Origin of the sequence: Sulfitobacter brevis, assembly GCF_900112755.1 — a bacterium.
GTDB lineage: Bacteria > Pseudomonadota > Alphaproteobacteria > Rhodobacterales > Rhodobacteraceae > Sulfitobacter > Sulfitobacter brevis.
Window position 1 is genome coordinate 41,931 of the sequence record NZ_FOMW01000018.1, and the last position, 12,242, is coordinate 54,172.

A 12,242-nucleotide genomic window follows, 5' to 3' on the forward strand; every position below is an offset into this window, starting at 1 on the left:
CTTCCAAGACTGGGCAAGGATAATATCACATTGAGGTATTCAGGTGATTGCCATGATCAAATTCGCTGCGTTTCTACCCCCGCTTTTTATGGCTGGCATGGCTTGCGCCGCGCCGCTGGCGTTGACCCCCGCCGACCCGCAGCCGCAGGCAGACGCCCTCGCCGCCGGACTGGCCGTCGCCTACGCCTATCCCAAGGATGTCCATACCCTTGAGGAAGCCCGCGACGCCTTGGGCAAGGCCCGCGCTGGATTGCCGCTGCAAGGCCTGTCCTACGCCGACAATACCGATGGCGATCTGACAATGACCGCCCGCACAGCCCAAAAGGTTGCGGCACAGATCAACGGGTTCATCCGCTTTGACGCGGCGGGCACGTATGAGGTTGATGTGTTCAGCAACGATGGCATACAACTGTCCCTCGGTGGGGCCGAAGTGGCGCTGTTCGATGATATTCACGGATGCGAGGCTGCGGGCGCGCAGGAAGTCGAGGTGCCTCAGGCGGGCTGGTACGCGGTCGAGGCCGTCTATTTTCAGCGTAAGGGATCGGCCTGTTTGATGATGGACTGGAACGTCGATGGTGCCATGGGTGCGGTGCCGGACGCGGCGTTTGCCCACCTGCCCTAACGCGCGACCTCAAGCTCACTCTCTAGCACCTTGTCTTGCGGCATTGCGCTGCGCACGGCATCCTCGCTGGCCCGTGCCAGCGCTTTGCGATCTGCATAATCGGCTACGGGCAATGGCGTGTGAAAGACCACTCTCACGCTGCCGTGGCGGGCCGGTGCCAAGGTCCGCAGCAGATGCGCGCCGAATGACATATCGCCCCACCAACCATAAAACCGCGGATCAGTGCCTGCTGGTGCTGTGTAGATCAGGGTGACCGGCTGGACGGCAATCTCATGCCTAATGTCATCTTTCAAGAATGACGCAAAAAGCGTTGTTTTAAATGGCAAAACCTGTAGCCCGTCAGTGCTGGTCCCTTCCGGGAAAAACAGCAATTTGTGGCCTTCATGCAGTCTTTGGTGAAAAATTAATGTCTGCTCCTGGGCGCGGCGCGGGTTGCGTTCAATAAAAACAGTGCCTGTTGCGCGTGCTAGCCATCCGATGCCCATCCAGCCGGCAACTTCAGACTTCGAGACGAAATAGACCCGCTTGGCCGCGTTCAGAGCAAAGATATCGAGCCAAGAGCTATGGTTTGAGACGACAACGCCGCGCCGTTGCATCGGCATACCCTCCACCTGGTATTGGATCCCAATGATCGTCAGCGCGGCACGGCACACCATTTGCGTAATATAAGGCGTCATCGGGCGATGCAGTCGAAATAAGGGCCGTTCGATTAGGCGCAGCAACAGCAGCAGCAGCAACCCACCAAATACCACCACAGCAAGCAAAAGCGCCCGCAGCACCACCCGCAGCCCGCCCAAAACGGTCATTGCCGGATAGTCAGGCTCGATCCCGCTGTCCCATGTATTCATAGAAATGCTCCGCCGAATTTGCGGGTCTGACGGTCATTCATTTGTGCGGTATCCATGATAAGGCAGACGTCTACGGTGTTGAATTCATGGTCAATATAGGCGCCCTCACCCACACAGCCACCTAAACGCAGATAGGCTTTGATCAGGCTGGGGATTTGCAGCATTGCTGAGCGCCGATCCAAGTGAGATTCGTCTATCAAGTCCATGCGTTGAAACGATTTTGCTAAACATTTGGTGCGCAGATTTTTCGGCGCTAGATGGCGGTGGTGCAAAAGCGATAGCGGTTGTGCCAATGCATCAATATCTGTGCCATGAAAGCTTGCGACGCCAAAAAGCACCTCGATTTCATGCTCTGCGACATAACGCGCCAACCCGGACCAGAGCATATGCATGGCCAAGCCGCCGCGATAAGCCGGATGCACGCAGGACCGCCCCAGCTCCAGAATACGCCGACCGGAGCGTTGCAGCTGCGTCAGGTCATACTCACTCGCAGAGTAGTAAGCCCCTGCCTTCGCGGCATTCTCGGGCCGCATCAAACGGTATACGCCAACGACCTGCTGGCTCAGCGTATCGCGCAATAACAGGTGATCGAAATACGGGTCAAGATGATCGCGCTCCAGCTTGGCGTCGTGGTCGATCAACGGGCCACTGCCGCCAAGCTCGGTTACGAAAACATCATACCGCAATCGTTGCGCATCCCGTAAATCCTGTGCGGTTTGTGCCAGATGTACCTGAAATTGCGGGAGGGCCATTTGCGTCATAAGCTGGCGCGATCCTTAACGGCATGCCAGCAGCCAGGTAGGAAAAAGTCCCTATGCGCACAAACCTTGCAAAACAAAATCTTATACCCCATGATCAGCCTATGGTTGTTTAAATATCTACGCCAAGAACCTGATTTGCTAGAAGGTTAATGCTCATTGAAAACTGGTGACAGTCCGACATGAAAACTATCGATTACAATTTTGCCGTGGTCGCGAAAGTTAACGGTCAATTTGCCAGCGATGTTGCTCTGGACCTGACCGACACCCCATTCCGGACAATCGGGATGCCGAACCAGCATGCCGGGGGTCAAAATCGCATTTAGGTCTTCCATATTTATCCCTCACCTTTCGGGAGTAGTACAAGATGCTCGATCAAGAACTCGATCTCGCAGCACTCATCGGCAGCCGTATCTGCCATGATCTGATATCGCCAATTGGAGCGATCAACAACGGGGTTGAACTACTGGCCATGTCAGGTGCCACCCCGAGCGCCGAGATGGATTTGATCGGCAGTAGTGTCAGCAATGCCAGCGCGCGGATCAGGTTTTTCCGTGTAGCCTTCGGGTCGGCAGGAGAGCAGATGGTGGGCCGGGCCGAGATAACCTCGATCCTGCGCGACATCTATGACGAAGGGCGTCATTCGGTTACCTGGACACCGCTGGAGCCGCAACCGCGTAACACTGTGCGTCTGGCGTTTTTAGCGCTGCTTTGTCTCGAAGCTGCAATGCCTTACGGCGGGGTGATCAAAATCTCCGAGAGCGACGGTAGGTGGACCCTTGATGCCAAGGCCGACAAGCTCAACATCAACGACACGCTTTGGCAAATGCTTGACGGGATGAATGCGGTGGAAGATTTACAGCCCGCGCAGGTGCAGTTTGCGCTGCTGCCTACCAATGCCAAAAAGGCTAACCGCAAGATCAGTCAGCAGATTTCGGCAGAGGCGGTCTCCATTACTTTCTAGCCGCGCACCACGCCATCGCCAGTCACCAGATATTTAAAACTGGTCAGCTGCGCCGCACCGACGGGTCCGCGCGCGTGCATTTTTCCGGTGGCGATGCCAATCTCCGCGCCCATGCCGAATTCACCGCCGTCTGCGAATTGCGTTGAAACATTGTGCATCAATATCGCCGAGTCCAAGCGGCTGAGGAACGCTGCGGCCACATCCGGGTTTTCGGTCAAAACGCAATCGGTATGGTTGGAGCCGTAGGTACGGATATGCGCTATGGCGTCATCGACACCTGTCACGGTTTTAGCGCCAATGATCATATCAAGGTATTCCTTGCCCCATTCATCGCCGCTGGCCGGAACGGTGCCGGATATTGTCGCGAGCGTCTCGTCGGCCCGCACTTCCACTCCGGCATGGATCAATGCACCGATCACGCCCTGCCCGATGGTTTTGGCCACGTCCTGGTGGATCAGCAAACATTCCGCAGCACCACAAATGCCGGTACGGCGGGTCTTGGCGTTAAGCACGACTTTGAGCGTTTTCTCAGGGTCGGCGTCCTTGTCGATATAGATATGCACAATGCCCTCAAGATGGGCAAACACGGGCACCCGCGCCTCGCGCTGCACCAGCCCGACAAGCCCCTTGCCGCCGCGTGGTACGATCACGTCGATCGTATCGGTCATCGTCAGCATCGCGCTAACAGCGGCACGGTCCCGGGTTGGCACCAATTGGATTGCGTCTTCGGGCAGGTTGGCATCGCGCAGGCCTTGTTGCAGGCAGGCATGGATGGCGCGCGACGCGTGAAAGCTCTCAGAGCCGCCGCGCAGGATCACGGCATTGCCGGCCTTAAGGCACAAGGCTCCTGCATCAGCGGTAACATTGGGGCGAGATTCGTAGATCACCCCGATTACTCCTAATGGCGTTCGCACCCGCCGGATATGGATACCAGATGCCTGATCCCATTCCGCGATTACTTCGCCCACCGGATCGGCTTGTTCAGCGATGCTGCGCAGCCCGTCGACCATGCCCTGAACACGGGCCTCGTCCAGCATCAGGCGATCCATCATGGCGTCCGACAAGCCCTTTTCGCGACCAAATGCCATATCGCGCGTATTGGCTTCCAGTATATCGGCGCGACGCTCCCAGACAGCCTCGGCTGCACTGATCAGGGCGGCATGTTTGCGCTCTGCCGAAGCTGAGGCAAGATCGGCTGCTGCTACTTTGGCGCGGGCTCCGATATCCGCCATCAGGGCGGGAATATTCTCTTGCTCTTCCATCAGCTTACTCGCCTTACCTTATGTTGATTCTCGCAGAACGGCTCAGACGGCCATGTCATCCCGATGGATCAGCGCCGCACGGGCCGGATAGCCCAGAAGCTCTTCAATTTCGGCGCTTTTACGGCCTTTGATCAGGTTTATCTCGTCCGACGAATATCTCGATAAGCCGGCACCGAGCACCCTGCCCGAAGGTTCTTGGATTGCAATGGCATCGCCGCGCTCGAAAGGTCCTGCCACGGCGCGCACTCCGGCAGGCAATAGCGATTTACCGCGGGTCAACGCCGCCACGGCGCCGTCATCCAAGGTCACCGATCCACGCGGTTTCATCGCAGTGATCCAGAGCTTGCGGGCCGATGCAGGGTCAATCTGCGCGGTGAACCACGTGGCATTCGCGCCATTTTCCAAAGCGGTAAGCGGCCGCAGGACCGAACCTTCGGTGATGGCCATCGTACAGCCTGCCGCCGTAGCGGTGCGTGCGGCCATGACCTTGGTTTTCATGCCGCCTTTCGAGAGGCCAGAGCCAGCATCCCCCGCCATTGCCTCAATCTCGGCGGTGATGGTGTCAATGACGTCAAAGCGTGTGGCAGTGGGGTCAATACTTGGGTTGGCGCTATAGAGCCCGTCAACATCTGACAGTAAAATCAATTGGTCAGCCCCGACGGTTACGGCAATCTGCGCAGCCAAACGGTCGTTGTCGCCATAACGGATTTCATCAGTGGCAACGGTGTCGTTTTCATTGACGATCGGCACCACGCCAAGGCTTAGCAGTTGTTCCATCGTCGCACGGCTGTTCAGATAGCGGCGACGATCCGCAGAATCCTCAAGCGTTACAAGAACCTGCGCGGTAGTGATCATGTGCGGTGCGAGGACTTCTTCGTAAGCGCGCGCGAGCCGTATTTGCCCGACGGCCGCCGCCGCTTGCGATTGTTCCAGCGCCAAGGTGGTTGGCGGTAATCCAAGCACCCCTCGCCCCAAGGCGATCGAGCCTGAGGAAACCAGCACAACGTCGATGCCCAACCCCTTGAGCCAACTTACATCTTGCGCAAGCCCCAGCAGCCAGTCGGCCCGCAGCGCGCCCGTAGTGCGATCCACCAGAAGCGCCGAGCCGATCTTGATAACAACGCGGCGCGCAGCGCTTAGGGTTGCCACGATTCTTCCTCTTCGGCGGGACGGAACCGCAGGCGGTCATCGTCAATCTGGACCCGCAGGGCGCGGAGCACTTCGACCACACCTTCCCGCGCTACGCCAGACATCTGCATGACTGGGCCATTACTCGCCTTTTCCAAGGCTTCGCATGCGCTTGCACGCTCTTCTTCGTCCAGTGCATCAATCTTGTTTAGCACGGTAATACGTGGTTTCTCCGCCAAATCGCCGCCATAGAGTTCAAGCTCTCTGATGATGGTCTGATAATCTTCGACATACGTCGGAGAAGTGCCATCGACCAGATGCAGCAGCACCGCACAACGTTCAACGTGGCCAAGGAAAAGATCCCCCAGCCCACGCCCCTCTGAGGCACCCTCGATCAAGCCGGGGATATCAGCGACCACAAATTCAGCGTTATCGACACCGACGACGCCGAGGTTGGGATGCAGCGTGGTAAACGGATAATCAGCGATCTTGGGCCGCGCATTCGATGTGGCCGCGAGAAACGTCGACTTGCCCGCGTTCGGCATACCCAGCAGACCAACATCGGCAATAAGCTTGAGCCGCAGCCACAGGGTCCGCTCGACGCCCTCTTGGCCCGGATTGGCCCGCCGCGGCGCTTGGTTGGTGGCGGATTTAAAGTGCAGGTTGCCAAAACCACCGTTGCCGCCGCGTGCCAACTGGACCCGCTGGCCCAGCTCGGTCATGTCGATCAGCACGGTTTCCTGATCCTCGTCAAGGATTTCGGTGCCAACAGGTACGCGCAGGATAATCTCGTCCCCATCCTTGCCAGTCCGCTGCTTGCCCATACCGGGCTGGCCGTTCTTGGCAAAGAAGTGCTGCTGGTAGCGGAAATCGATCAAAGTGTTCAGCCCGTCGACGGCTTCGGCCCAAACGGTGCCGCCATTGCCGCCATCGCCGCCGTCCGGCCCGCCAAACTCAATGTATTTCTCGCGGCGGAACGACACACAGCCGCCCCCGCCCGCGCCGGAACGGATATAGACTTTGCATAGATCGAGAAACTTCATCACTTGGCCTTTCAGAGGCGGTCAGAGCTTGCGGGTATAGGTCCACGTGGGTACGGCAGCATTGCGCGCCAGACAATAGGTCTCCGCATCTCCCAAATAGACAAATCCCGCATTGGTCAAGACTTTGGCTGACGCAGGGTTGTCATGGTAGACAGATGCGAACATCGCGGCGTTGCCCAAGGGGTTGGCCGCGACCAGCGCCGAGACAGCCTCGGACGCCAGATGGGTGTTCCAGAATGCAGGTGCCACCCAATAGGCGACCTCGCATTGGTTGCGGTCCAGCCGTGTCAGGGAAATGACGCCCATCACTTCGGCGCCGCCGTTTTTAAGCCCGTCCATCACCCAGACATCCTCGGTGCGCGGATCGGCAGTGGCGCGGGCGATGAACGCGTCAATGACACCGGGCGGCAGCGGGTGCGGGATCGACGATGTCGCCATCGCCACGCGCGGATCGCTCGCGTAATGTTCGATCATCCCCTGATCGGACTGGCGCAGCGGGCGCAGGTCAAAGCGCTCGGTTTCGATCACCCGCTGGGTGGCGATTTCTTCCAGTTTCATCGTCATGTTCCTCCTCCGAACAATACGAATAGAACAGAGGCGACCGTGAGGGCGGCCAATGTCCACATAAGATAGGGTTCCGCCGTGGTTCCTGCGACCGTTTTTGCAATGCGATCACCTGCAAGTGTCCACAGCGGATGCAGCAAAAGCTGGCAGGCCATTAATATGGCAGCGATTGTGGCAGTAGCGTGAAAGGTGCCGGTGCCGGGGGCGACAAATGCGGTGAAAGAACCCAAGATCATCGCCCAGGCCTTGGGGTTCAATGGATGGACGATGAGCCCCGCCAGAAAGCCGGGGGCGCGCGCGCCACTTTCGCGTAGGTTCAGCCGCATATTCGCGACCTTCCACGCCAGCCAGATGATATAGGCCGCCGACAGATACTTGAGGGCGACAAACACACTCGGTGCGGCTTCGGCCAATTGCATCAGCCCAAACCCGACCGGCCAGATGATCAGCTGTTTGCCCAGCACAACGCCAGCCACAAAGGGCAGCGCGGCCCGAAAGCCAAAACGGGCACCGGTAGCGAGCATCGCCATATTCGCCGGTCCCGGCGTGCCGATCTGTGACAGGGCGAAAACCGCCAAAGGGAGTAGAGCCACGCTCATCGGGCCGCATCCCACATGCGCCACATCGCCATCCACCGGTTCGCGGTCATAGCGCAAAGCGGGTGCGGCGTCTGGCGCATGGTCTGGATGGCATCGGTCATGAGACCGTCTCCTGAAATACGAAAAGGGACCGGCGCTATCGCCGATCCCTAAATTTTTCAAACCTAACGGGTACGGCTTACTCTGCAGCTTCCGCCATTGGCAGAACCGAGATAAACGTACGGTTTTTCAGACCTTTGTGGAAGGTCACGTTGCCGTCAACAGTTGCGAAGATCGTGTGATCCTTGCCCATGCCAACGCCCTGTGCTGGCCAAAATTTGGTCCCGCGCTGACGTACGATGATGTTGCCCGGAATGACGACTTCGCCGCCATACTTTTTCACGCCAAGGCGACGACCAGCTGAGTCGCGCCCGTTACGGGATGAGCCGCCTGCTTTTTTATGTGCCATTTGGTCTCTCCTTAGCCTTTAGCCAGTTCTTTGGCCTGTGCGATCCAGTCTTCACGACCGACACGACCTTTGAATGACAGTTTCTCTTCAATCGCGTCCACGTCCGCTTCGGACCATGCTGCGATTTGTGCAAAGGTTGTTACGCCTTCACCATTCAGTTTGCCAACGATGACCGGACCGACGCCCGAAATCTGTGTCAGATCGTCACCGCTCTTGTCGGCTTTTTTAGCCTTCTTGGGAGCAGCTTTTTCTTCTTTGGCAGGTGCAGCGGCTTCCGCAGGTGCATCGGCTTTTTCGGCTTTTGCCGGCTTGGCGGATTTGGCTTTCGCCTCGCCTGCAACAACGCGCTTGGCCATTTCGGCCTGATCCGCTTTGTTCATCGCATAACGCTCTTCCATCGCCGCAACGACAGAGGCGCTTACCGAACCGGTGCCGATGGCAGTCTTGGATTTGGATTTGCCCGCGCCTGTCGACAGGATGTCACCGATACGGATCAGTGTCAGCTTTTGACGGTGACCCTTGGTGCGCTTGGAGGAGTGCTTCCGGCGACGTTTGACGAAGTGGATAACCTTCTCGCCTTTGATCTGGTCGACGACTTCGGCTTCAACGCCGGCATCTTCGATCATAGGCGCGCCGATTTGGGGGCTATCGCCGCCCAGCATCAGCACTTCGTTGAACAGTACCGTTTCACCGGCATCAGCTGCAATACGTTCGATCCGGAGCATATCGCCCGAAGCCACTTTGTATTGCTTACCGCCAGTCTTAATGACCGCAAACATTGCGTAATCCTTCATTCTTCCGCGTCTTGTGGTCCCCGTTTCGGGCGTTACGGACCGGCTTTTCAACCGCATCCACCTCGGACAGCGCGCCCGTTCGGGCGTCATTGATATAAAATCCCGTACACCGGGTTAAACCCGTCGGGATGCGGGCTTATCGGGTGGGCGGGACCCCAAGTCAAGCAGGTTTTCGTCGCCTTAGGTACGTTATCGAGCCTTTCGGCGCGTTACAGCGCCTCGGCAGTCATGTTGAGCGCCACGACACGCCCCAGGGCATAGGATATGTCTTCGTAGGCCGCGCCGAACCCTACAAAGAGCGCACGGTTCAGCGCCACCCCCGCTGGAGTGTTCGAGAAAGCAATATAAGCCAGTAACTCGGTATCGTCGAGCGGGTGATAGGCCAGTAACATATAGCTATAGAGCCAGACGCCTGTATCGTTCGTGACTTCTTCGAGGTCGCCGCTGACTTGCGCCAGCATTTCTTCCTCGGACATGTTCGACCCACCTCCATCGGCCAGCCCGCGCAGAAATTGAAAGTTCGCATTCAGGGCCGAGGTTACATTGCGGGTCGTCATATCCGCAGGCTCGATTATCTGACTGATCAGGTCCAATCGCGGATCGGCGTCGGCATCCAGTTGGGCGTATCGGGCGCGGGCGGCCTTTTCGACCTTCGGGGCGATTATCGCGGCGCGGGCCTCATTCTCCAGCTCGATAATCCGTGTACCGGCAGGCGCGCCAAAGAAGGCGATAACCTCTTCGCGGGCGTCCGCGTCAAGCTCGGCTTCCAGCGCGAGGCGGACCGTTTCAACCATGCGGGCGGTGTCAAAGATCGCACCGACCTGTACCTCCCACCCTGCCCCGCCTTTGCCGTCCAGCATCTCGGTATTAAGGTTGGCGGCATGCTCCAGCCCCTCGACACGCAATATTTGCGCCGCGGCTTCCAGTTGCAGCACATCCACCAGCACTGACATCCGGGCGTCAGCCCAAGCGGGCAGCGCCATCAACATCATAAGCGGCCATGCAAAAACTGCGCGCATCCTACAGCTCTTGGCTAGGCTGCATTGCCGAAAGCCGGACCGCAATCGCCTCGAACCGATTGGCCATGATCTCGTATTGCACGGCATTCATCAGCGCATAGACCTTCTGCATCTTCGGGTCCTCCAAAGCTTCGGCATAGGCTGCCACTTCGCTGTCCGAGAACGCCTGATAGGTATAGGCGGCATTGGCCAATGCGCTGGCGCGGATCGAAGTACGCATCTCTTCTTGCTGGCCCTTAATAGCCTCGCGCAGGTCTGGCTCGTCCATCTGCAAATCGATCACTCCGGCGGCAGCGGCGGCCATCAAAAACCGCACCTGCACCTCTTGTATCGCATTAACCGAGCTGTCCTCGACATCGCTTGCCCCGTTTAGCCGTTGCAGGATCGCGATGCGAGGCGATTCAATACCGGTTAGCCCTTCAATGATCTGGTCGCCGGATTCGGACTTAAGGCCATCTTCCTCAACCATGTGAGATTTGTTTTCTACCGCCACCAGACGCTTGCCCAGATCGGAGTTGTAAAACGCGGTGGCATGGCTGAGCAGTTCGTCGCTAAGCGTATTGTCCAAGATCTCCAACGCCATATCGTGCAGGATTTCGGGCGCGAAAACTTCCTTCACCAAGCGCGACCATTCCGAGCCGAAAGCCTGCGTCTCAAGCCCCAGCATCTGAGGCGCGGTATCGGCAGACAGCCGGATACTATCCAGCGCCACGTCAAAGCCGGTGACCTCAAGAAATTCCTCCAACCGCGGCAAGTTCTCGGCCCGGGGCTGTTGTGGAAAGGCTGCAAGGCTTAGAAGACTGGCGACCGTCAGGGCAAAAATTTGGCGACACATGGGGCGCATTGTAGGTTCCTTGTTCAACAGTTCGGCGCAAGCTTATGTCATTCGCACCTGCTGGCAATGAAATTCCCCGTGTGGCGCCGACTTGAGCAAAACCCCTCTTGTCAGCGCGCCCAAACGCGACTAAACGGGCGCTCCAGACCCCCGCGGAGAGATGCCGGAGTGGTCGAACGGGACGGTTTCGAAAACCGTTGAGCCTCTAAAGGGTTCCCAGGGTTCGAATCCCTGTCTCTCCGCCAGAAATCCCTAATTTTTTTAATTAAATCAATATTTTATGGGGTTTCTTGGATTTTCCATCCCCCAATTCGCCCGCCAATTGTTAATGGGTGAGCTTCAGTTCCAAGAAGCTGTCTTCAAAGTATCTCGAATGACTTCGATGATGCTGCTGGGGTCCTGACACTTGCCTAGTCACTATTGCATGTAGTCAATTGCGGCCTGAGAAAATTCACCGCAGATTTCAAAGTCCTCTCCAACCATTGCGTCCTCGCCAAAGGCCGCACCACTACTAGCAAAGTTCATCTTGAAACGATCATCATAGAAAAAAGCAATGCTGTTGATAACAACCCAAGTTTCCCTACCGATTGCTTCAATATCTTCTTCACTCATATCCCCGAGGGTTTGACCCCTTTGCTTCGCCATATTTTGCGCATTCGATAGTATCGCTGTATTTCGTAGCGCCTTGATGTTGTTGGCAAGGTCGGCCGATGTCTCTGGCTTAAGGTTTGCTCCGGCGTAGTAGTTGAAGCCTAGAAATAGGCCAGCGCAGCGGATGAAGGGGTAGGAATTGACCTTACTGTCGTCGGGTCTGCTCAGATATTCTGACAAAGGAGTAAGACTGTCGATTTTTGGAACATCGTCTACTGATTGAGCGCTGGCGGCGCAATTTATGGCCAGAAAAGCCACTCCAGTGAGGGACGCCAGTGTCCATGTAAGTATCTTCACACTAAAACTTCCAGACTCAGCAGAATTCTTGCGCCCACCATCGTGCGCACTGCATTGCAAATCCAGAGTAAGCAAGTCACGCCATGATGCAATCATTTTGCAATTGGGTGTGGCTTTGATGATGTAACCGCCCTCCGGCGGCATCGATGTGCCAAGGTGGGTCTGCAATGATCCACAAAAAGGAGAGCGGTCATGTCGGATATTATCACGGTCGGACTCGATTTGGCGAAGAATGTATTCCAAGTGCATGGAGCTGACGGCGCAGGCCACGCGGTTTTGCGCAAGAAGTTACGGCGGACGCAGGTTCTGGCGTTTTTCAGCCAACTTCCGCGATGCTTGGTTGCTATGGAAGCGTGCGGCGGCGCGCATTTCTGGGGCCGTGAGATTGGCAAGTTGGGCCACGAAGTGCG

15 protein-coding genes, 1 tRNA gene and 1 pseudogene are annotated in these 12,242 nt (G+C 57.2%); 4 read left to right on the plus strand and 13 right to left on the minus strand.

Going from position 1 to position 12,242, the window contains the following annotated elements; all coding sequences use genetic code 11:
- Positions 1-52 precede the first annotated feature (52 nt).
- Positions 53-622: a PA14 domain-containing protein gene (locus tag BM174_RS18145; protein WP_093925260.1), complete on the plus strand. Its 570-nt coding sequence runs from the start codon at positions 53-55 to the stop codon at positions 620-622.
- On the opposite strand, the gene olsA is transcribed toward BM174_RS18145, so the two are convergent.
- The 3 genes from olsA to BM174_RS18160 all read right to left on the minus strand — a co-directional run bounded on the left by olsA (position 619) and on the right by BM174_RS18160 (position 2,563).
- Complete coding sequence (gene olsA, locus BM174_RS18150) at positions 619-1,470, minus strand: lyso-ornithine lipid O-acyltransferase (RefSeq protein ID WP_093925261.1); 852 nt, start codon at positions 1,468-1,470, stop codon at positions 619-621. The two genes, BM174_RS18145 and olsA, sit on opposite strands and share 4 nt — an antisense overlap.
- Positions 1,467-2,231, minus strand: a complete 765-nt coding sequence (gene olsB, locus BM174_RS18155) for an L-ornithine N(alpha)-acyltransferase (protein ID WP_093925262.1) — start codon at positions 2,229-2,231, stop codon at positions 1,467-1,469. The genes olsA and olsB overlap by 4 nt, the downstream gene beginning before the upstream one ends.
- 146 nt (positions 2,232-2,377) lie before the next feature.
- Positions 2,378-2,563, minus strand: a complete 186-nt coding sequence (locus BM174_RS18160; RefSeq protein ID WP_093925263.1) for a DUF3553 domain-containing protein — start codon at positions 2,561-2,563, stop codon at positions 2,378-2,380.
- Positions 2,564-2,595: 32 nt separating this feature from the next.
- Between BM174_RS18160 and BM174_RS18165 the strand changes: the two genes are divergently transcribed.
- A complete protein-coding gene (locus tag BM174_RS18165) occupies positions 2,596-3,192 on the plus strand; it encodes a histidine phosphotransferase family protein (protein ID WP_093925264.1) in 597 nt (198 codons plus the stop codon).
- Here the strand turns inward: BM174_RS18165 and BM174_RS18170 are convergent.
- The 9 genes from BM174_RS18170 to BM174_RS18210 form a co-directional block, all read right to left on the minus strand.
- Positions 3,189-4,454: a glutamate-5-semialdehyde dehydrogenase gene (locus BM174_RS18170; RefSeq protein WP_093925265.1), complete on the minus strand. Its 1,266-nt coding sequence runs from the start codon at positions 4,452-4,454 to the stop codon at positions 3,189-3,191. The two genes, BM174_RS18165 and BM174_RS18170, sit on opposite strands and share 4 nt — an antisense overlap.
- A 42-nt stretch (positions 4,455-4,496) precedes the next feature.
- Positions 4,497-5,603, minus strand: coding sequence for a glutamate 5-kinase (gene proB, locus BM174_RS18175; RefSeq protein WP_093925266.1), 1,107 nt, complete (start codon positions 5,601-5,603; stop codon positions 4,497-4,499).
- On the minus strand, positions 5,591-6,625 hold the full coding sequence (obgE, locus tag BM174_RS18180; RefSeq protein ID WP_093925267.1) for a GTPase ObgE: 1,035 nt from the start codon (positions 6,623-6,625) through the stop codon (positions 5,591-5,593). Before obgE ends, proB begins: the two co-directional genes overlap by 13 nt.
- Before the next feature lie 21 nt (positions 6,626-6,646).
- Entirely contained in the window at positions 6,647-7,183 is a 537-nt protein-coding gene (locus BM174_RS18185; protein WP_093925268.1) for a GNAT family N-acetyltransferase, read from the minus strand.
- 2 nt (positions 7,184-7,185) lie between these two features.
- Complete coding sequence (locus tag BM174_RS18190; RefSeq protein ID WP_093925269.1) at positions 7,186-7,788, minus strand: LysE family translocator; 603 nt, start codon at positions 7,786-7,788, stop codon at positions 7,186-7,188.
- Between the two features lie 178 nt (positions 7,789-7,966).
- Positions 7,967-8,236, minus strand: a complete 270-nt coding sequence (gene rpmA / locus BM174_RS18195; protein WP_093925270.1) for a 50S ribosomal protein L27 — start codon at positions 8,234-8,236, stop codon at positions 7,967-7,969.
- Between the two features lie 11 nt (positions 8,237-8,247).
- A complete protein-coding gene (locus BM174_RS18200; RefSeq protein ID WP_093925271.1) occupies positions 8,248-9,015 on the minus strand; it encodes a 50S ribosomal protein L21 in 768 nt (255 codons plus the stop codon).
- Positions 9,016-9,239: 224 nt separating this feature from the next.
- Entirely contained in the window at positions 9,240-10,049 is an 810-nt protein-coding gene (locus BM174_RS18205; RefSeq protein WP_093925272.1) for a DUF2059 domain-containing protein, read from the minus strand.
- A gap of 1 nt (position 10,050) precedes the next feature.
- Entirely contained in the window at positions 10,051-10,893 is an 843-nt protein-coding gene (locus tag BM174_RS18210) for a DUF2059 domain-containing protein (RefSeq protein ID WP_245766443.1), read from the minus strand.
- A gap of 145 nt (positions 10,894-11,038) precedes the next feature.
- Between BM174_RS18210 and BM174_RS18215 the strand changes: the two genes are divergently transcribed.
- Positions 11,039-11,129, plus strand: a tRNA-Ser gene (locus BM174_RS18215).
- Between the two features lie 172 nt (positions 11,130-11,301).
- On the opposite strand, the gene BM174_RS18220 is transcribed toward BM174_RS18215, so the two are convergent.
- The gene (locus BM174_RS18220) at positions 11,302-12,000 is read right to left on the minus strand and encodes a hypothetical protein (protein ID WP_143092486.1); all 699 of its coding nucleotides are present in this window, start codon (positions 11,998-12,000) and stop codon (positions 11,302-11,304) included.
- 24 nt (positions 12,001-12,024) lie between these two features.
- Here BM174_RS18220 and BM174_RS18225 point away from each other — a divergent pair.
- Positions 12,025-12,242, plus strand: a pseudogene (locus BM174_RS18225) (IS110 family transposase); the annotation flags it as partial.

Bases quoted from the DNA above. Each gene is read 5' to 3' on its own strand.
- BM174_RS18145 (WP_093925260.1), top strand. From the start codon at position 53: ATGATCAAATTCGCTGCGTTTCTACCCCCGCTTTTTATGGCTGGCATG.
- olsA (WP_093925261.1), bottom strand. From the start codon at position 1,470: ATGAATACATGGGACAGCGGGATCGAGCCTGACTATCCGGCAATGACC.
- olsB (WP_093925262.1), bottom strand. From the start codon at position 2,231: ATGACGCAAATGGCCCTCCCGCAATTTCAGGTACATCTGGCACAAACC.
- BM174_RS18160 (WP_093925263.1), bottom strand. From the start codon at position 2,563: ATGGAAGACCTAAATGCGATTTTGACCCCCGGCATGCTGGTTCGGCAT.
- BM174_RS18165 (WP_093925264.1), top strand. From the start codon at position 2,596: ATGCTCGATCAAGAACTCGATCTCGCAGCACTCATCGGCAGCCGTATC.
- BM174_RS18170 (WP_093925265.1), bottom strand. From the start codon at position 4,454: ATGGAAGAGCAAGAGAATATTCCCGCCCTGATGGCGGATATCGGAGCC.
- obgE (WP_093925267.1), bottom strand. From the start codon at position 6,625: ATGAAGTTTCTCGATCTATGCAAAGTCTATATCCGTTCCGGCGCGGGC.
- BM174_RS18185 (WP_093925268.1), bottom strand. From the start codon at position 7,183: ATGAAACTGGAAGAAATCGCCACCCAGCGGGTGATCGAAACCGAGCGC.
- BM174_RS18190 (WP_093925269.1), bottom strand. From the start codon at position 7,788: ATGAGCGTGGCTCTACTCCCTTTGGCGGTTTTCGCCCTGTCACAGATC.
- rpmA (WP_093925270.1), bottom strand. From the start codon at position 8,236: ATGGCACATAAAAAAGCAGGCGGCTCATCCCGTAACGGGCGCGACTCA.
- BM174_RS18200 (WP_093925271.1), bottom strand. From the start codon at position 9,015: ATGTTTGCGGTCATTAAGACTGGCGGTAAGCAATACAAAGTGGCTTCG.
- BM174_RS18205 (WP_093925272.1), bottom strand. From the start codon at position 10,049: ATGCGCGCAGTTTTTGCATGGCCGCTTATGATGTTGATGGCGCTGCCC.
- BM174_RS18210 (WP_245766443.1), bottom strand. From the start codon at position 10,893: ATGCGCCCCATGTGTCGCCAAATTTTTGCCCTGACGGTCGCCAGTCTT.